This window comes from Rhizobium anhuiense bv. trifolii, from assembly GCF_024346605.1.
Taxonomy (GTDB): domain Bacteria; phylum Pseudomonadota; class Alphaproteobacteria; order Rhizobiales; family Rhizobiaceae; genus Rhizobium; species Rhizobium anhuiense.
Window position 1 is genome coordinate 53,203 of sequence record NZ_CP098803.1, and the last position, 18,474, is coordinate 71,676.

At 60.5% G+C, this 18,474-nt stretch carries 12 protein-coding genes; 4 read left to right on the forward strand and 8 right to left on the reverse strand.

What is annotated here, in order from left to right; all coding sequences use genetic code 11:
* Nucleotides 1–14: 14 nt before the first annotated feature.
* The 6 genes from NE851_RS08965 to hglS form a co-directional block, all read right to left on the reverse strand.
* Nucleotides 15–1,052, reverse strand: coding sequence for an ABC transporter ATP-binding protein (locus tag NE851_RS08965; RefSeq protein ID WP_028757758.1), 1,038 nt, complete (start codon nucleotides 1,050–1,052; stop codon nucleotides 15–17).
* A complete protein-coding gene (locus NE851_RS08970; protein WP_127431330.1) occupies nucleotides 1,049–2,716 on the reverse strand; it encodes an ABC transporter permease in 1,668 nt (555 codons plus the stop codon). Before NE851_RS08970 ends, NE851_RS08965 begins: the two co-directional genes overlap by 4 nt.
* Nucleotides 2,717–2,779: 63 nt before the next feature.
* A complete protein-coding gene (locus tag NE851_RS08975; RefSeq protein ID WP_028757756.1) occupies nucleotides 2,780–3,796 on the reverse strand; it encodes an iron ABC transporter substrate-binding protein in 1,017 nt (338 codons plus the stop codon).
* Nucleotides 3,797–3,998: 202 nt separating this feature from the next.
* Nucleotides 3,999–5,537, reverse strand: a complete 1,539-nt coding sequence (gene amaB / locus NE851_RS08980; RefSeq protein WP_028757755.1) for an L-piperidine-6-carboxylate dehydrogenase — start codon at nucleotides 5,535–5,537, stop codon at nucleotides 3,999–4,001.
* A 25-nt stretch (nucleotides 5,538–5,562) separates the two neighbouring features.
* On the reverse strand, nucleotides 5,563–6,846 hold the full coding sequence (locus NE851_RS08985; protein ID WP_063473830.1) for an NAD(P)/FAD-dependent oxidoreductase: 1,284 nt from the start codon (nucleotides 6,844–6,846) through the stop codon (nucleotides 5,563–5,565).
* Nucleotides 6,847–6,913: 67 nt separating this feature from the next.
* Nucleotides 6,914–8,347, reverse strand: coding sequence for a 2-oxoadipate dioxygenase/decarboxylase HglS (gene hglS, locus NE851_RS08990; protein ID WP_097543570.1), 1,434 nt, complete (start codon nucleotides 8,345–8,347; stop codon nucleotides 6,914–6,916).
* Nucleotides 8,348–8,431: 84 nt separating this feature from the next.
* On the opposite strand from hglS, the gene NE851_RS08995 reads away from it, so the two are divergent.
* The 4 genes from NE851_RS08995 (at nucleotide 8,432) to NE851_RS09010 (ending at nucleotide 13,020) form a co-directional block, all read left to right on the forward strand.
* Entirely contained in the window at nucleotides 8,432–9,340 is a 909-nt protein-coding gene (locus tag NE851_RS08995; RefSeq protein ID WP_127431331.1) for a LysR family transcriptional regulator, read from the forward strand.
* A gap of 68 nt (nucleotides 9,341–9,408) precedes the next feature.
* Entirely contained in the window at nucleotides 9,409–9,645 is a 237-nt protein-coding gene (locus tag NE851_RS09000) for an Lrp/AsnC ligand binding domain-containing protein (RefSeq protein ID WP_003543721.1), read from the forward strand.
* 145 nt (nucleotides 9,646–9,790) lie between these two features.
* Nucleotides 9,791–10,966 carry a glycosyltransferase family 4 protein gene (locus tag NE851_RS09005; protein ID WP_127431332.1) on the forward strand — a complete coding sequence of 392 codons (1,176 nt, stop codon included), beginning with the start codon at nucleotides 9,791–9,793 and terminating at the stop codon, nucleotides 10,964–10,966.
* Between the two features lie 593 nt (nucleotides 10,967–11,559).
* Nucleotides 11,560–13,020: a PIN-like domain-containing protein gene (locus NE851_RS09010; protein ID WP_097543567.1), complete on the forward strand. Its 1,461-nt coding sequence runs from the start codon at nucleotides 11,560–11,562 to the stop codon at nucleotides 13,018–13,020.
* Nucleotides 13,021–13,143: 123 nt separating this feature from the next.
* On the opposite strand, the gene NE851_RS09015 is transcribed toward NE851_RS09010, so the two are convergent.
* A complete protein-coding gene (locus tag NE851_RS09015; protein WP_097661275.1) occupies nucleotides 13,144–14,904 on the reverse strand; it encodes an AAA family ATPase in 1,761 nt (586 codons plus the stop codon).
* Between the two features lie 132 nt (nucleotides 14,905–15,036).
* A complete protein-coding gene (locus NE851_RS09020; protein ID WP_127431115.1) occupies nucleotides 15,037–18,348 on the reverse strand; it encodes an oligosaccharide flippase family protein in 3,312 nt (1,103 codons plus the stop codon).
* Nucleotides 18,349–18,474: the final 126 nt, after the last annotated feature.

Consider the following 18,474-nt stretch of genomic DNA (forward strand, 5'->3'; position numbering starts at 1 on the left):
TGCGGGCTCTTGGTTTAGTTCTCGAAGACATGCGCCTTGCCGGCGATATCGAGGCGAACGAGATCGCCTCGCGCCGGAAGCGCAACGCTCGAAGTCTTGATCAGGATCGGCGGCAGCGCAACGCCGTCGAGCGAAACGGCAACGGTGCAGACGGCGCCGCCGAATTCCACCTCAACGACACGCCCGCCATAGTCGCGATCGCTCTCATCGGCAACGACGCGGATCTGCTCGGGTCGCAGCATGATCTCCGCCTTGCCTTGACGACTGCCCTCGACGGCCACGCGGCCAAGGGCGCAATCGGCAAGGCCGTTGCGGATGATGGCGGGAAGCAGCACGGCATCGCCGAGGAACAGCGCCGTCTCACGGTCGCGCGGATGCAGATACAATGATTGCGGCGATCCGGCCTGGATCAGCCGTCCCTCCCTGAGCACCGCCACCTGATCGGCAAAGGTCAGCGCCTCTTCCTGATCATGCGTAACGAGAATGGTCGTAATGCCGGCCGCCTGCAGCACGCGCGCCACCGCCTTGCGCATGTTTTCCCGCAGGCCGGTATCGAGTGCCGAGAAAGGTTCGTCGAGCAGCATCAGCCGCGGCTTGCGGCCAAGCGCGCGGGCGAGCGCCACACGCTGCTGCTGCCCGCCGGAAAGCTGATGCGGGCGCCGCGCCAGCATCCCGCGGTCGAGTTCGACCATGTCGAGCAGCTCGAGGATGCGTTTCTCGCGATCGGCCGCGCCGCGTTCGAACCCGAAGCCGATATTCTCGGCAACGCTTAAGTGCGGAAACAGCGCGCCGTCCTGCGAGACGATGCCGATGCCGCGCTTGTGCGCCGGCACCGCCGCCGGACCGTCCGCAAGCAGGTCGCCATCCAGCGTCACCCGGCCGACATCGGGTTGCTCGAAACCGGCAATGATGCGCAGCAGCGTCGTCTTGCCGGAGCCGGACGGGCCGACGACGGCGGTGCGGCTGCCCGCCGAGACGTCGAGCGAAATATCCTTCAGCGCCTGGACGGGACCGTAGCGCTTGCTGATGTTCTCGATCGTAAGCAGCGTCATTGGCCGGCAGTCCGTTTCGATTGAGTATAGAGCATAAGGGTGAGCGGCAGCGACAGCACGACCATCATGAAGGCGTAAGGAGCAGCCGAGACATAATCGATCTCGCTGGTCAACGACCAGAATTTCGTCGCCAGCGTATCGACGCCGTTGGGCGACAGCATCAGTGTCGCCGTCAGTTCATTGGTAATGCCGAGTGCAGCCAGCGCGACGCTGGCGGCCGCTCCCGGTGCCGCAAGGCGCATGGTGATCTGCCGCACCGCCTGGCCCGGGGTGCGGCCGAGGCCCATCGCAGCGCGTTCCAGCTCCACCGGCGCCTGGGCGATGCTGGCGCGCAGCCCGACCATGGCGCGCGGCAGGAAAAGCAACACATAGGCGACGAGCAGCGTTGCGAAGGTTTGATAGAGCGGCAGCACGAGGCGCACGGTGATCGTCACCAGCGCCAGCGCCACGACGACGCCCGGCAGCGAGCCAACATAATAATGGCAGGCCTCGAGCACGCGCTGGAGGCGGCCGGGTGCCCGCACCGAAAGCCAGGCCATCGGCGCTGCGGCGATCGTCGCCAGCACGCCGCCGACAATGGCAAGTACGATCGTCTGCAGAAAAGCGCTGCCGACTTCGATGCGCCAGATATCGGTGCCGCCGAGATAGAGCCAGCGGCCAAGCGTCACCAGCGGCACGCCGAGCGTCAGTATTGCGAGGATGACAGGCAGCAAGACGGCCGGCACCACGAACCAGCCGAGCCGGCGGCGGTCCGCCGGACGGGGCGAGCCGGAGCCGACGCGGGCGTAACGTTCGTTGCCGCGCACCAGCACTTCGAAGCCGAGCAGAAAAAGACAGCAGGCGACAAGCACGCCGCCGAGCGTGTTGGACGCCGGGCTGTTGTAGGAAGACTGGAACTGGTCGACGATCGCCGTCGCGAAAGTGTCGAACCGGATCATGACGAACAGGCCGTATTCCGAAAGCAAATGCAACGCGATCAGCAGCGAGCCGCCGCAGATGGCAAGCCTGAGCTGCGGCAGCACGGCGCGGAAGAAGACCCGCCAGGGATTGAGGCCCAGCGAGGCCGCGGCATCTTCGATGGCCGGATCGAGACGGCGCAATGCGGCGGCGACCGGCAGGTAGAGGAACGGATAATAGGCGAGCACCGAGACGAAAACGCCGCTCTGCAGGCCGCGCATGCCGGGAATGAGGCTGACCCAGGCATAGCTGTGGACGAAGGCGGGCACGGCGAGCGGAGCGATCGCCAGCCAGGCCCAGAGCCGCGCCAAAGGAATGTCCGTCCGTTCGGTCAGCCAGGCGAGCGTCACCGCAAGCGCGATCGACAGCGGGATGGTGATCGATTCCAGGAGAATCGTATTGACGAGGAGTTCGCCGACACGCGGTCGGAAGACCAAGGCCCTCACCGTTTCCCAGCCGACATCATAGGTGACCCAGCCGATGAAGCCGAGCGGCACAAGACTGAAGATCGCGACCACGGTTGCAAGCAGGATCACGGAAGCGTGCGGCATGCGTCCGCGCGGCAACACCATGCGCGCGGCCCTTAGCGCGACCGGCGCCTCGTTGCCGGATGCGAGCAATCTGTTGTCCTGCAGCAAGGCCGATGCCTTTACACGCTGAAAAAGGAAGGCAACCGCCTTTGAAGGACGGTTGCCGGATATCGTCATGCCCTAAGGTTTTCTTGAGCCAAAAGCAACAGTTTTGGCCGAGGCAAGCCTGCGGCAGAAAAGTTAGATCAGGCCGGCGGCGGTCATCAGCTCCACGACCTTCTTGCTGTCGAGGGTGGAAGCTTCGACCTTCGGAGCATTGAGGTCGGCAAGCGGAGTGAGCTTGTCGTTGGAGGGCGCATCCTTGCCGATAGCATATTCATAAGAGGTGCCGTCCTTGAGAATTGCCTGGCCAGCCTTGCTGGTGAGGAACTTCAGGAAAGCCTGGGCTTCCTTCATGTGCTGCGTGGACTTCAGGACGCCACCGCCCGAAACGCTGACGAAAGCGCCCGGATCCTGGTTCTTGAAATAGTGCATGCCGACATTCTTGCTGTTCTCGCCGGTTTTGGCCTGATCGCCGAACCAGTAATAATGATAGATGACCGCACCTTCGACTTCGCCGGCGTTGACAGCCTTCATGGCGACGCTGTTGCCCTTATAGGGCGTGGCGTTTTCCTTGAGACCCTTCAGCCAGTCGGCGGTCGACTGCTCGCCCTTCAACTGCAGCAGGGCAGCAACGATGGCCTGGAAGTCGGCGCCGGCGGGTGCCGCACCCCAGCGGCCCTTCCAGGCCGGATCTGCGAGGTCGAGCAACGACTTCGGCAGCTTGTCTTCGGTGAGCTTCGTCTTGTCGTAGGCAAAGACCGTGGTGCGGGCGGCAATGCCGGTCCACATGCCGTCAGCCGGGCGATACTGCTCCGGAACCTGATCCAGCGTTTCCTTTTCGATGGGGGCAAACAGGCCCGCGCCATCGACCAGCGTCATTGCCGGCGAATTCTCGGTCAGGAATACGTCCGCCGGCGAGGCATCGCCTTCCTGGATGATCTGGTTGGCGAATTGCATGTCGCTGCCCTGGCGCATGGTGACCTTGATGCCGGTCTCCTTGGTGAAGGCATCGATCCATTCGCGGCCGAGGCTTTCGTGCTGGGCATTGTAAACGACGAGACCTTCGTCCTGCGCATTGGCGCTGCCTGCAAGCGCGGTGGCGGAGAGAAGCGAAGCGGCGAGCGCGAGGGAAAAGCGGTTAAGAGCAATGTTCATGATGGCCTCCGTAGCAATGTCACCCGAGCTCTCCAAGGGCGATGAGAGGCGTATATTTTTCCTGACTGCCAATTTCAAGTTTCGCTTGGCCGGAAAAGTCATCACAATATCTTGACTAAATATTTCATATTACAGGGGAATAAATCTCGATTTGGCCAAAAAGGCGGCACTCCCCGAGCGCCGCCCCTTCTTTGCAGCCGGCTTATTCGACGTCGAACTTGACGCCCTGCGCCAGCGGCAGCGTTCTGCCGTAGTTGATGGTGTTGGTGGAGCGGCGCATATAGGCCTTCCAGGCATCCGAGCCGGATTCACGGCCGCCGCCGGTTTCCTTCTCGCCGCCGAAGGCGCCGCCGATCTCGGCACCGGATGGCCCGAGATTGACGTTGGCGATGCCGCAATCCGAACCGCGGGCCGAGACGAAGGTTTCGGCCTCGCGCATGTCGTTGGTGAAGATCGACGACGACAGTCCCTGCGGCACGGCATTGTGCAGCGCCAGCACGGCGTCGAAGTCGCTGTATTTCATCACATAGAGGATCGGCGCGAAAGTCTCGTGCTCGACCGGTCCGGTCTGATCCGGCATTTCGACAAGCGCCGGGCGAACGTAGAAGGCGTCAGCCGAGCCATTGTCGACGCGTTCGCCGCCGGTCACCTTGCCGCCGGCCGATTTGGCCTCACCCAGCGCTGCCTGCATCTTCTCGAAAGCCTGGCCGTCGATCAGCGGTCCGACCAGCGTACCGCTTTCCAACGGATTGCCGATGGTGACGGAGCCATAGGCCTTCTGCAGACGCGGCACCAGCTGGTCGTAGACGCTGTCATGGACGAAGAGACGGCGCAGCGTCGTGCAGCGCTGTCCGGCCGTGCCCATGGCGGAGAACGCGACGCCGCGCAGCGTCAGGTCGAGGTCGGCCGACGGGCAGACGATCGCCGCGTTGTTGCCGCCGAGTTCGAGAATGGCGCGGGCAAAACGCTGCGACAGGCGCGGACCGACGGCGCGGCCCATGGCCGTCGAGCCGGTGGCGGAAACCAGCGGGATCTTCGGATGATCGACCAGCACTTCGCCGACCTCGCGGCCGCCGATGATCAGCGTCGACAGATTGGCCGGTGCGGTACCGCCCTCGGCGACGAAACGCTTCAGCGCCTTTTCGAACAGTGCCTGTACGGCAAGCGCCGTCAACGGCGTCTTTTCCGAAGGCTTCCAGACGGTGGAATTGCCGCAGACCATCGCCAGCGCGGCATTCCACGACCAGACGGCAACCGGGAAGTTGAAGGCCGAGATGATGCCGATCACCCCGAGCGGATGCCAGCTTTCCATCATCCGGTGCTCGGAGCGTTCGGTGGCGATCGTCAGGCCGTAGAGCTGACGGGAAAGGCCGACCGCGAAATCGCAGATGTCGATCATCTCCTGCACTTCGCCCAGACCTTCCGAAGTGATCTTGCCGACCTCGATCGAAACGAGACGGCCGAGCGCCGCCTTGGAGGCGCGCAGTTCCTCGCCGAGCAGGCGGACCAGTTCGCCGCGCTTCGGCGCCGGCACGGCACGCCATTCGAGGAAGGCCTGGTGCGCCGCTTCGATCGCCGCCTTCGTTTCGGAAACGGAATGTTCCCTGAGTTTGCCGATTTCCTTGCCGGTGACCGGCGAGGTGACGGAAAGCGTGCCGCCGTGATAGCGGCCGGCATCGACGCCGAGTTCGGCAAGCAGCTTGGCGGTTTCGGTGGCGAGATCGAGGACGGCGATGGTCATTGTCGTGTTTCCAATCTTATAATTCTCAGAAGCGGGCATCGGCGAAATGGGCGACCTGAGCGCCGGCTTCGTACCATATTTCCTTGAGTGCACGAAAGCTCGGCTCGGTGGGCGACGTCAGCGGCAGCGGCAGATCGGCTTCCGGAAGCCGGCCGAGGATATGCTCCGCCAGCGTACGGCCGAAGACCGTACCGGGGGCAATGCCGCGGCCATTGTAGCCCGAAAAGCCGATGACACCAGGCGCGAATTTGTGGAAGCGCGGCAGCGCATTGTCGGTCATGCCGATCTGGCCATACCATTCACACTCGAATTCGACATCACCGATAATGGGGAAGAGCCGCTTCAATGCGCGCTTGGCCCAGCCCTTGTGTACGGCAAGTCCGGTATTGCGTAGCGCCCCGACACTGCCGAAAACGAGGCGGCCGGCCTGGTCCATGCGGAAGGAGGAGAGGATTTCCTTGGTATCCCATGCGCCTTCCCGCCCGGGCAGGATCGACTGGCGCAGATTATGGCCGAGCGGCACGGTGGCGAAATTGAAATAGGGCAGATGCACCTGTTCGTTGCGCACCTGCTCCCATGGGCCGGTGCTGTAGGCATCCGTCGCGACGATGATCCATTCGGCGCTGACTTCGCCGCTTGCCGTCTTCACGGTCCAGCTTCTGCCATTGCGTTCCGTTGAAACGACCGGGCTGGACGTATGAACGGCGACGCCAGCCTTGACGGCGGCATGGGCAAGGCCGCGTGCATAGGCAAGCGGCTGCAGGGTACCGGCGCGTTTGTCGAGCAGCGAACCGGTATAGGCATCGCTGCCGATGCGTTTGGCCGTTTCCGCCGCATCGAGCAGCGTCACGGCTGCGCCGCGGGCGGCCCATTGCGCGGCGCGATTCTCGATCTCCTTCAGCCCGTTTTCGCCGACCGCGCAATGCAGCGTGCCATTGCGTTCGAGTTCGCAGGCAATCTGATGCTTGTCGATCAACTCCATGACGAGCTTCGGCGCGTTGCCGAGCAGATCGAGCAGACGTTCGCCATGCACCGGACCGAGCACGCCGGGCAGATCGTTGGGCATCACCCACATGCCGGCATTGATCAGGCCGACATTGCGGCCGGCGCCGCCGAAGCCGATCTCCTTCGCCTCCAGCAGCACCACCTTCGACCCGGCTTCGGCAAGATGCAGCGCGGAAGAGAGGCCGGTGTAGCCGCCGCCGACGATGACGACATCGGCCGATACGGCGCCTTCGAGCGACGAGGTCGCCGGCGGTTCGGGTGCGGTCTTTTCCCAAAGTCCGTGGGAGCGCGGATCATTCAGCATGGCTCAGTCCGATCGGATCGAAATCGCGCTACTTTAGTGCATAAAACCAAGACTTGAAGCGGCCCTTTCAGGCAACGGTCTTCAGCAGCAAGCCGGCGAGACCGAGCGCCTCCATCGCTGCATCCAGCGATGCCGCCTGACGTTCGGCATAAAGCGCCAGCTCGTCCTGAACGGTCGCACCCAGGGCCGCCTCGAAGGCGTCGCGGTTCGAGCGGGTTGCGTAGTTCTGCTGCTGATCGGTGCCGAGGTTAGACTGGAAGATTCCGGCTGCGCTGACGGGCAGGAAGTCTTCATAGACGATCGGGGCAAAGGCGAGATAACCCTTGGCGATCAGCGCCTCCGGATCATTCGGCAGCGTGCCGCCGGCCGCGGCGGCAATGCCCGCAGGCGTCGCGGAATAGCGGAAGAAGGCCAGACCTTGCCCGCGCAACTCGTCCCAGCTGTCCGGCAGCGCCTTGAAACGCTCGGCAAGTTCCTGGTCGTAGGCACCGGCCTTGGCGCCACCGGCGCCCACCTGCACCTCGCCGCGAACCGAGGCGAGCAGCCGGTCGTAGAGCGCCCGGCCCTTCGCCGTCAGCGCCGCGCCGCGCTGTTCGATCTCGCCGAAACGCGCGGTATGCGTTCCTCGAACCGCGCCGTCGTCATCACCGGAAAAGGCGATCGTTTCTTCGAGCGCCTTGAAGCTCGTTTGCCGCAGCAGGATATCGCAATTGCGGCGCGGCGGCCCTTCGATGACGGCCTTCGGCGTGATGCCGCGCTCCGGCATGCGGGCCTGGACCGCGTCGATATCGAGCGTGCGCGGCGTCAGGTGGTTGATATGCGGTCCCTTGAAGCTGACGACGTCGGCGATCAGCCGATGGGCGTCATGCAGCCGCTTGTAGGTTTCGGCGCTGACCGTCGCTTCGCCATGCCAGCGGAAGGTTTCAAGCGCCTCGGCGACGAACTCCGTCGCTTCCGCCTCGGTCAAGCCGCCGTTTCGCTCGTGGCGCTCGATCAGCGCGACGGCGCGCGGCGTATAGATCCGCCGCTGAGCCAGGATGGTTTCGGCTTCGCCACGCAGCTTCTCGTCCTCGATCAGCTCCAATCGCAGCAACGAGGTGAAGACCCGGAATGGATTGACGTTGAGCGCCGCCTCGTCGATCGGCCGAAAGCTGGTGGAATGAACCGGCACGCCGGCGACCGAGAGATCGTAGTAGCCGACCGGCTGCATGCCCATGACCGCAAACAGCCGGCGGATGGTGAAAAGCTCCTCTGCCGTGCCGAGCCGGATGGCGCCGTGGCGCTCGACATCGATGCGCTCCAGCTCGCCGGCTTGGGCCAGGCGCTGGCGCAGATCGGGATCGTTTTCGAGGCAGCCGGCATTCACGTCCGCCACCAGTTCGATCAACGTGCCGTATTGCGGCACCTCGGCCCGGTACATCTGCGACATCGCCTCGGTGAACAGCGATCGGATGCGGTCTGTGGAAACGAAGGCTTGCGGCATCGGGAAACTCCGGATCATTCCGTTTTTGCAGGATGAGTCTCTTTACACGCGTGACAAAGCCGAAAATATCGCTATTTCGGAAATAGCCCATTCTGAAATGGAATGACCATGCTGACATCTCGACGTTTTCTGCCATCGATTTCGCATCTTGCCGCCTTCGAGGCGGTTGCCCGCACCGGCAGCGTGACGGCAGCGGCGCGCGAACTCGATCTGACGCAGAGCGCCGTCAGCCGCCAGGTGAGCGCGCTGGAGGAGCAGCTTGGCGTCGAGCTCTTCCTGCGCGAACGCCAGACCATGCGGCTGACGCTTGCCGGCGACGGATATGCCCGCGAAATCCGCGAAGCGCTGCGGCGCATATCGAGCGCTTCGCTGAATCTGCGCGCCAATCCGCATGGCGGCACGCTCAATCTCGCCATCCTGCCGACCTTCGGCACGCGTTGGCTGGCGCCGCGCCTCGGGCGCTTCCTCGCCGCCAATCCCGGCGTGACCATCAATCTGGTGACCCGGCTTTCGCCCTTCGATTTCCGCCTCGATTCAATCGACGCCGCCATCCATTTCGGCCATCCCCACTGGCCGGGCGCCGAACTCGTCTTCCTGATGTCCGAGCACACAGTGCCGGCCTGCAGCCATGATTTTCTGGAGCGATACGCGATCAAGACGCCGGAGGATCTGCTTGCCGTTCCGCTTCTGCATTTGACGACGCGCCCTGACGCCTGGGAGCAATGGTTTGCCGGCAACGGCGTTTCCTTCGAAAACGTCCACGGTATGCTCTTCGACCAATTCGCCACCGCCGCGCAGGCGGCGATCGCCGGCCTCGGCATCGCCCTGCTGCCGACATTCCTGATGCAGGAGGAGGTCAGGCGCGGCGATCTCGTCGCCGCTGTCGACCGTGAAATGGAAAGCCGCGAGCGCTATTATCTCGCCTTTCCCAGAGAGCGCGCCGACTATGCGCCGCTTGCGGCCTTTCGCGACTGGATCGTCGCGGAAGCCGCCGCCAATCCGGCCGCGTGACGAACGGGTTGCATCGGCATGGCGCTTTCGACCATTATGCCGGCCAAACAACTTTGCAGGAAATCTCCATGAAGCCGATCTTCGTCCAACTCCAATGCGCACCCGGCAAGACCTATGATGTCGCCGACGCCATCTACCAGACCGAACTGGTCTCGGAGCTCTATTCCACAAGCGGCGACTACGACCTGCTGCTGAAGGTCTATATCGAGGAAGGCCAGGATATCGGCAAGTTCATCAACGACAACATCGCCAATATTCCCGGCATCGTCCGTTCGCTGACGACACTGACGTTCAAGGCCTTCTGAAAGCCCATCAGATACGGTTAACCTTTTTCGCGAAGAATCGCCCTCTCAACAGGCCGCTTAAACCGCGCCTTAACGCCGGGCATATCTGGTCGTTGCTAGTGTAAGCCCGCGTCAACACGGGCCGGCGGGCAGCGATAGGTGAAAAATGGCGATCGTCGAGGCAGATAGGGTGCGCGAGAACCCGCAGTTGGGAGAGGCCCCGCTGATCGTCCATGTCGTGCGCCAGTTCCTGCCCAATCGCGGCGGTCTGGAAGACGTGGTCGCCAATCTCGGCCGCCAGACCGTGCGCCGCGGCTATCGCGTCCGCGTCGTCACGCTCGATTCGCTCTTCACTGCGCCGCAGGACAAGCTGCCGCCTCGCGAAAATATCGACGGCATCGAGGTGGTGCGCATCCCCTGGTCGGGCAGCAGCCGTTATCCGCTGGCGCCTGAGGTTTTCCGCCATCTCGGCGATGCCGATCTCGTGCATGTCCATGCCATCGACTTCTTCTTCGATGCGCTCGCCTGGGGCCGGCTGCTGCATCGCAAGCCGATGATCGTCACCACCCATGGCGGCTTCTTCCACACGCAGAAATACGCGGCGATCAAGAAGATCTGGTTCCGGACGCTGACCCGCGCTTCGGCGATGGCCTACCGCCGCGTCGTCTGCTGCAGCGCCTCCGACCTCAGGCAATTTTCCGAGATCGTGCCCGATAGCCTGCTGATCGAAAACGGCGCCGATATCGGTAAGTTCGCCGACATCGCTTCGCGCCGGCCAAAGCGCCGGATCGTCACGATCGGCCGCTTCTCGGTGAACAAGCGGCTCGACCATCTGCTCGATGCGATGGCCGCGCTGACGACCCGCGACCCCGAATGGCATCTAGACATCGTCGGGGCCGAATCCGACCTGAACCGGGCCGATGTCGAAGCCGCGATCGAAGGCCGCAGCCTTTCCGGCCGCGTTACCCTGCATGTATCACCCGACAACGGCGCCATCCGGCGTATCATCACCGAGGCCTCGCTCTTTGCCTCCGCCTCGGAATATGAAGGTTTCGGCCTGGTGGCGCTGGAGGCGATGAGCGCCGGTCTCCTCCCGGTGCTGAACGCCAACGATGCCTTTGCGACGCTTGCCGACCGGCATCCTGTTATCGCGCTTGCCGACTTCACCAATGCCCAGACCGCGGCGACAGTGATCGAAACGGCCTATGAAGACCTTTCGCGCCAATCGGACATAGTGCGCGCCGAGCTTCTCGACGCCGCACGCGGTTATTCCTGGGACATCGTTGCCGGGCGTTACATCGGTCTCTATCGGTCGCTGAACGTCGCCGCCGAGCAGAACTGATCCTGCTGAACGGTTGACAAAGAACTATTCTCGCTCTCGAATGGTTCGGGGTTGAAATGGTCAAAGGCCTCTTTACTGCAGAGACGCCGTCTCCTATGCGCGTTGGTCCTCAGGACGACAAGCCACTGGCAGTTCCCTTGAGCGGCAGACGCAACGCGCCCGTGAGTATTGCGCGAAAGCGGAGCGGCGACTGCGCCCTTTTGAAACGGATGATTGCTAGCGTCGTGCGCTCGATCCACCTTCAGCTCTTTGCACGTTGGGACTTGAATGTCGCACAGGTGGAATTGCGGAGCGGAGCGGTAACCAACATGGTTTTTGAAGAGAGCGCATTCGAATAGGTGTCGGCCAACCACAGCCTGATACGTGCACTTTCGGGCAACCCCAGAGCCAATCCGGGAGACCTCCAATCGTTGCAGTTGCTTTACCCGCCGATTGCGGTCCATAACGCACAAAACCAAACAAGGTCATCATGATCGTCGGTTTTATCGTGGCTACCGCGCTTTTGTCGCGAGACTAGCAGAATGTCTCTAACCTTTAAAAATGATTGCGCAGCTCTCGGTTGCATGCTCTCTACGTGGTGATGGAGGGACGAAATGCGCAATTCATTTTCCGGATTTTATCCATTGACCGAAGGTGACTTCGATAAGCTTTGGGAAGAGGCGCTTATTGTTCTCGATGCCAACGCCATCCTGGATCTTTACCGTTTGCCGCCGATGGCTAGGGACGATTTCTTCTCCGTTCTAGAGCATTATAGGCAACGCCTTTGGATACCATACCAAGTCGGGATAGAGGTTCAGCGTAACCGATTCAGCGTGATCGCTGATCGTCAAAAAAACACCGACAGCGCAATGAAACAAGCGAGCGCAGCTTTTGAAAATCTAAAGGAGACGGTCCAGAGGCTTAAGCTCGACCGTTATAGGACTGATCTGAACCCCTTGGAAACGGTAGCCAAATTGGAGGGACCTTTCGAGGAATTGCTTCAGGCTATACGTGAAGCAAAAAAGGACGAGCTGCAAATCTCCTCTAACGATCCTGTGCGCGACCGCATCGATAAAATCTTTGAAAATCGGATCGGTGCTGAACCTGTTTCACAGGACGAAATAGACACGTTCTGCAAGGATGGCGACAAGCGATACGAGGACGCAATACCTCCGGGCTTTCAGGATTCCGTCAAGAAGGATCAATTCTTTATCCATAACGGCATTCGTTATCTTTCGAAGTTCGGAGATCTGATACTGTGGCGTCAACTTCTCAAACACCTAAAAGAACAAGGCGGGATAACTTCAGTCATGCTAATCACCAGCGACAAGAAGTCTGATTGGTGGTGGAAAGTTACGGAAGGGGGCAACAGGACTATCGGCCCTCATCCCGAACTAAAAAGTGAGATAAAGCGGGAAGCGAAAGTTGACCTATTTTGGATGTACACCGCTGACGACTTCCTGGAGCGCTCCGCCGAATATCGAAACGAAAAAGTGGCTGAAACCTCGGTGCAAGAGCTGCGAGATATTGTGAACCGAGATGACGGCGTCGTCAGCGGCGGAACCTATGACCTAGATATTTACGCGGAACCCGAGGAGCCGGTCTTAAGCGGACGAGCGCCTGACTGGGCACTCGCTCGCACGAATCCGCTGATTGGCATGTGGCTACAGATAAATCGGGGCGACGTAACCAACTCACTTTACGGGCCTGATTTCGCGGTGAGCACGCCTGATGGCATGGATATAGGTTACATGGTGATGCGTATTCCGCACTTCACTAGAGACGGACATATTCCTCAGTCGATGGTTGAGCGAATTTTGACCGTTAAGCGGTCGATTAATATGCGACAGCAAGCGCACCTAGCACTCATATTGCTGATCGATGGCAAGCCCCTAAATCTGGTTGAGGGCTCGAAGCGGCGGAGCCAAATCAAGTCTGCTCTGAAGACATGGGCAAGCGCAATAGGACTACATGAAATCATTGTCGGTACGATAACGGACCACCGTTTTCATTTCGTCATGGAATATCCCGAAGTTGGAGATACACCCACGTCAGGCCCTTCCATTTTCGATTAGCGCTCAAAGCTTGACCTCCCTCTGGACATCCCGCGTTCCAACTGCCGATTTGGCGAAATTGATAGACGAAGAGCGGCGCCAGACAAAAGACAAAGATGATCGTGGACCGGCCCCCGATTACCATCAATGATCGTTGGCGCGGCGGATGAAAGCAACCAATTCATCGACTCTTTGTCTCAAGTCCAATGGGGAGAAGTCAGTACCTCGGCTGCACACGAGTTTTGCCACTTTCACCTTATCAACGTCAGCATGTAAGAGTTTTTCCTCCGACCGTGCATTTGCTCTCCTGATTTTCTTCGGTGTCTTTCTCCAAAAATGTAGCGCATGGTCGTAGGCGCCATCCTTGTCGGGGCGGTCGTACACCTCGCCGTAAACCTCAGAAACCGCAGATTGGAGTTTATTGTAGTCCACGTAATTTTCGATCTCACGTCCTTTGGTCAGCCAGCACAAGCCGCTTCCCTTCTGAAATTCACCTTGCAGTCTCTGCTTTGTATCGTTGATGGTGTCGCGAGCACTTGTTTTGTCGCTATCCATAATAAGCGCAAGGTTCTGATTGAGGGATCGGAGCGCGATGAACTCGCCAATCTCGTCTGCATCAGCGCTCAAGTGGCTGAGTAAACGACCGCCATAAAACATGATTGAAAAGTGAATGCCCTCGCTTAGGTCAGGTGCGGCCTTGACGAGCCAGTGTTTCAGATAGATGCGATCGGATGGTCCTTCGACCCATATGACCGCGTTAGCCTGCACTATGTCGGACGCCCGATATCCTAGGTCCGCGCATATTTGATATCGCTCGCTGCGTAGAATACTCTCAGATATCTTGGTCTGCGTCCCATCGTTCGATACGTGGAAAATCGCCGCGCCCGGGGTGTCGATGAAACTCGCGGAGTGGGTGGCGATAAAGTATTGGTTTGAAGTGTATTCCTTCAAATACTTAATAAGCTTCCGCTGGAGAATGGGATGGAGATGTATCTCTGGTTCCTCAATGCATATTATCTGTCTGTCAAAGAGCGTGCAGAAAGATGCCAACAGTACAACTTCATGAATTCCCGTGCCCAACGAAGAAAGCGGCAGAACCTTATTGTCCATATGAACGAGAATGTGCTGCCTATTATGCGGGATCTCAATTAGTGCATCGTCGCGGTCTGTGACGCTCTGTAGAAATCGGTTTATGTTGTCGAAAACAACTCTGTCTGCCCGTTTGTCGTGATCCGGACTTTGTACTTCCATCAATCGGTCGATTAACCCAGCGCCGCTAAGATCGCTTAAAGTTGCACCTGCTGGCCCGATTTGGCGCTTAGCGGGAATTAGCCTGGTTGCCGGAAGTTTCAGGCTTATCACTTGCTGCAGCCGCGTAAGGATTTCGGGGATCCAGTGCTGATCCAAGCTGCCATTTGTCTGACCGGTCAACGCATTCCAAAGGTAATACCACTCCTCGCGGATGAGCACGGTTGCAATTCGCTCTTGGAGGCCGGCTTCCGCAAAAACCGGTTCGGTTACCTTCCCGTTTCGGCCCATCCAGATAATGTTTCTGTCTGGCAAAGCTTCAATAAGTTTAACTAGCACTGGCCATTGGGAAGACTTTAAAGTTGAAAATTTTCTGCGAGCCGAGTCCACGAAGATGTCTAGCGGAAAGCCAATCAAAGCTTGAATCTCACCGGTTTTTGCTCCCCGGTAGCGCTCTATTGACGCAGTAATTTCGCTGTCCACGACATTATCCGCACGAAAAGGCAAATACTTTGACACGAAATTGAGGACGGTCGATTTCCCCGAATTGTTTACGCCGATGAAGAAGTTGAAATCTCGAAATTCGCGAAGCTTTTGTTCTTCTGCGCCTATTCCTCGGTAAAACTGTAGGGAAAGCGCGTGGAGGAATACTGTCATCTTAATGCCCAATTGATGCGTCTTTAAATCGTATCTTCCACACGAGACAACGCGAATCCACGCCTATCATGCAGTCGGACGCAGAAACTGGTTGATTTCGTTTACCGTTCGCTAGGGCTGATCCTACCCGCCTCACGCCCTCGCTAAGCGAATGATCTCGTCGAGCACGAATTTGCGCGATTGCGGCGGCGTCAGATTGTGATCGGCATCCGGCAGCATCAGCAACCGCACGTTCGGATAGCGCGAAAGCCGGGCGCCGCGCGGCCCGAAGTGGAAATAGACGTGGTCGAGCCCGACATCGCCCTCGCTGTAAATCAGCGTCAGCGGCACCTTGCGCTTGCCGAACAGCGCAAAGGAGTGCCGGACCTCGCGGGCGATATGGCGCCGGTCGGGAAGCAGCTCGAGCAGCGGTGCGATCCACGGCGATAGCCGGCGGCCGGCGGCGATGACGATATTCTGCAGCGCCGCAACGACGTCCACCTGGCCGCGCAGCAGCCGCTTCAGCGTGTCGAGCCGCGCCATGCGCTGGCCGTAGTCGTCAAGGCTGCGCGGAACGGAGACGACATGCTCCCTACGCACCGGTATCTTCGGATCCCAGTAATAGACGAAGGGATTGATCGATACGACAGCCTTCAAGCGGTCGTCGGCGACACCGGCGCGGAAGGCGACGTAACCGCCGCTGCATCGGCCGGCGACCATGACGGGACCGGCGACGACGCTTTCGAGCAGATCGAGCGAGGCGACCGCATCCGCGGTCTGGGTATCCGAATAAAGCACCTGTTCCGGCGCGTCCGGCCGCGGCGGGCTGTCACCGACATTGGCGGAATCGAAGCGCAGCGAAACGACGCCCTGGCGGGCAAGTGCGCGCGCCATATCGACCGTCGTCCGTCCCCAGCCGGCATGCCGGTCATAGGCTGTCGACAGAAAGAGCACGGCATTGCCCTTGATCTCACCGAGTGGCCGGCTGACGACGCCGATCAGATGATTGTGGCTGCCGAAACGCACCGGCGTTTCGGCAAAACCCTCGCCGGCAAGCGGCGGATTCTCGATCACATCAGGCGAATGCGCCGCGGATGTCTCCGTCGTCGTCGCCTCCAGCCAGGTCGTCAGCAGTTCGACGACGGCCATCGGCGTCTTGGCAAACAGCGGATTGGTGGCGAGCTCGTCATAGCCTTCGAAAGCCTTCTGCTCGACATCGGCGCCAAGCGCCTTCAGTGCATCGGCAAAACCGGTATCCTCGGCCTTCGCGGGACGTTCGAGGATCAGATAGCGGGAGGCTGCGAGCCCCTGTGGCGAGGCGATGGTAAGCTTGCCGAGCTCGGCGGCAATCTCTTCGGGCATGACGAGCCCGGCAATCTGCACCTTCGCGGTCTGGACATGTTCCTTGCCGAGGCCGAGATCGGCATCGATGATCTTCGACCACATGTTGAGTTCGCGCAGATAGGCCCGGCCGCTCAGCACCGGCGCCAGCATGACGAGGCTGTCGACGCCTTCGATCGAGGAACCGATGCGATGGGCAAGCGTTGCGCCGAGGCCCTGTGCGATGAGGATGATACGGTCGCAGCCGCTCAGCGATTTCAGCTTGACGGCGGCGGCGCGGATCGAATTTTCCCAGGTTTCCAGCCTTGCCGGCAGCGCATCGAAATCGAGCGCATCGCCGGTGCCGCGATAGTCGAAGCGCAGGCTCGGCACGCCGATATCGGCGAAATGCTCGGCCGCGACGCGGAAGAATTTGCGGCTGCACATCTCCTCGAACCCCCAGGGGCTGACGAAAAGCACGGCGGCCGAACGTTTCTTCACGAGACGATTCTCCGGCATGAACAGCCCGATCGTGCCGTCGAAGACAACCGGCAGGGCAGCACTGCGTCCCGCGCCCTCGGCTGGTTCGAGCGAGAATTCGCCGGGCGCGACCTTGGCGCGATCGGGATCGCCGGGAAGCCGCGGCGCGATGAAATTGATCGCGTGGCCGACCGGCCGGCGCAGCAGGGACGGCATCTTGTCGAGAATGGAGTGCATGACGTCGACATCCTCGCCCGGCACGGCGCGCAGCACGCGCAGTGCCGCGAAATAACAGAACGCACCGGCAATGATCGCGCCGATGAGACCGGCCGGACCCCCGACGAATTCCAGCACCGAAATCGCTCCGCAAGCACACAGCACGGAGGCGAGCGTCACCTTCGTCAGGCTTGCGTAGAGACCCGATAGTTGGGATCCGAATCCTGTCTGTCTGATCATCATCACCGACATCGCAACGAAGACGAGGATGCGCACGAGTGCGGCACCCTCGGCGGCAAGCCTAGGTACGATCAGTAAACAACCCGCTACCATCAGTAGGCCACCTATGACACTGATATTCAGGCGGGAGCGGGCCCTGTCCATCGACAGCAAATAGAGGCTGAGGATCTGCATGAACGTATAGGCGGGCGCGACCAGCGCAAGCAGCGCCACCACCGTCCCACTGCGGCGGAACGCTTCGCCGAACACCACGATCACCAGTTCGCTGGAGATCGCCGCAAGCCCGAGGCTCATCGGCAGCACGATATAGGCCATGGAGCGGGTGACGGCGGCGAAGACCTCGACCGGCAATGTCGAGTCGTCGCTGTTATGCCGCCGCTCGGAATAATAGGGCAGCAGGCTGCCGGTCATCTGGATCGGCAACTGCAGCGCGATATTGGCGATCGACAGGCCGACGGCATAATAGCCGACCATCTCCACCGACCAGAACTGCTGCAGGAAGAGCAGTTCGAGCCGGTTGAGGAAGATGGAATCGATGATGAACTGGATCGACAGGATGGCGGAGGAGGAGGCGAGATATTTGAGCGAGACCCCGCACCAGTCGCGCCGCGCAAGAAGGATCGGCAGCGTGGCGAAAAACAGCACGAGCTGGCCGAGCGCATAACCGACGAGGACGCCTTCGACGCCATAGAGAACGGCGCCGACGGCAACGCCGGCAAGCTGCACAATCGAAACGGCGACCGTCAGCCGAAAGAAGGCGCCGAGTTTCTTTTCGCCGATCAGGTAGAATTTGACGAAGGAACCGATCGCCTGGACGAAAAACAGCACGCCCGTGACCAAAGCGACGGATGGCGCGGTCTCCGCCCAGTGCATCTTTTCCGAAGTCAGGAAGAACAGCGCATAGAGCGCCAGCAGCGCGACGGTCGAGAACATCATGAAGCTGACGAGGATCGCGGCAAAACCCCGCCGGCGGCGTGTATCGTAGCCCTCCGCCGAAAGCTGCGGCAAGGTCTTCAGCAGCGTGATGCTGGAGCCGAGTTCGGCGATCGAGGCGCCCGTGACCACCAGCCAGAGCGAGAAAGCGACGATGCCGTTGGCTTCCGGCCCGAGCAGCCGCGCAGTTATGATCGAGGAAACGAAGCCCGTCAGAAGCAGCAGCATGCCTGCCGCCGCATTCATCACCGAGTTTGCGATAATACCCTTCGACATCTATCCATCCGTCAGCATCGGCCTAAAGCGCGTCACGATCTTCAGATCGCTTCTCGCACTTTAGGTTTTTGTTTTTACCCATGTCGTTATCGCAAAACCGCTGCACACTTTTGCGCGCCATGCTCT

What these genes read in the sequence shown, in the direction of transcription:
- NE851_RS09010 (WP_097543567.1), top strand. Translation starts at nt 11,560, where the DNA reads ATGCGCAATTCATTTTCCGGATTTTATCCATTGACCGAAGGTGACTTC.
- NE851_RS08995 (WP_127431331.1), top strand. Translation starts at nt 8,432, where the DNA reads ATGACCATGCTGACATCTCGACGTTTTCTGCCATCGATTTCGCATCTT.
- NE851_RS08965 (WP_028757758.1), bottom strand. Translation starts at nt 1,052, where the DNA reads ATGACGCTGCTTACGATCGAGAACATCAGCAAGCGCTACGGTCCCGTC.
- NE851_RS09005 (WP_127431332.1), top strand. Translation starts at nt 9,791, where the DNA reads ATGGCGATCGTCGAGGCAGATAGGGTGCGCGAGAACCCGCAGTTGGGA.
- NE851_RS08975 (WP_028757756.1), bottom strand. Translation starts at nt 3,796, where the DNA reads ATGAACATTGCTCTTAACCGCTTTTCCCTCGCGCTCGCCGCTTCGCTT.
- hglS (WP_097543570.1), bottom strand. Translation starts at nt 8,347, where the DNA reads ATGATCCGGAGTTTCCCGATGCCGCAAGCCTTCGTTTCCACAGACCGC.
- NE851_RS09000 (WP_003543721.1), top strand. Translation starts at nt 9,409, where the DNA reads ATGAAGCCGATCTTCGTCCAACTCCAATGCGCACCCGGCAAGACCTAT.
- NE851_RS08985 (WP_063473830.1), bottom strand. Translation starts at nt 6,846, where the DNA reads ATGCTGAATGATCCGCGCTCCCACGGACTTTGGGAAAAGACCGCACCC.
- NE851_RS09020 (WP_127431115.1), bottom strand. Translation starts at nt 18,348, where the DNA reads ATGTCGAAGGGTATTATCGCAAACTCGGTGATGAATGCGGCGGCAGGC.
- NE851_RS09015 (WP_097661275.1), bottom strand. Translation starts at nt 14,904, where the DNA reads ATGACAGTATTCCTCCACGCGCTTTCCCTACAGTTTTACCGAGGAATA.
- NE851_RS08970 (WP_127431330.1), bottom strand. Translation starts at nt 2,716, where the DNA reads ATGACGATATCCGGCAACCGTCCTTCAAAGGCGGTTGCCTTCCTTTTT.
- amaB (WP_028757755.1), bottom strand. Translation starts at nt 5,537, where the DNA reads ATGACCATCGCCGTCCTCGATCTCGCCACCGAAACCGCCAAGCTGCTT.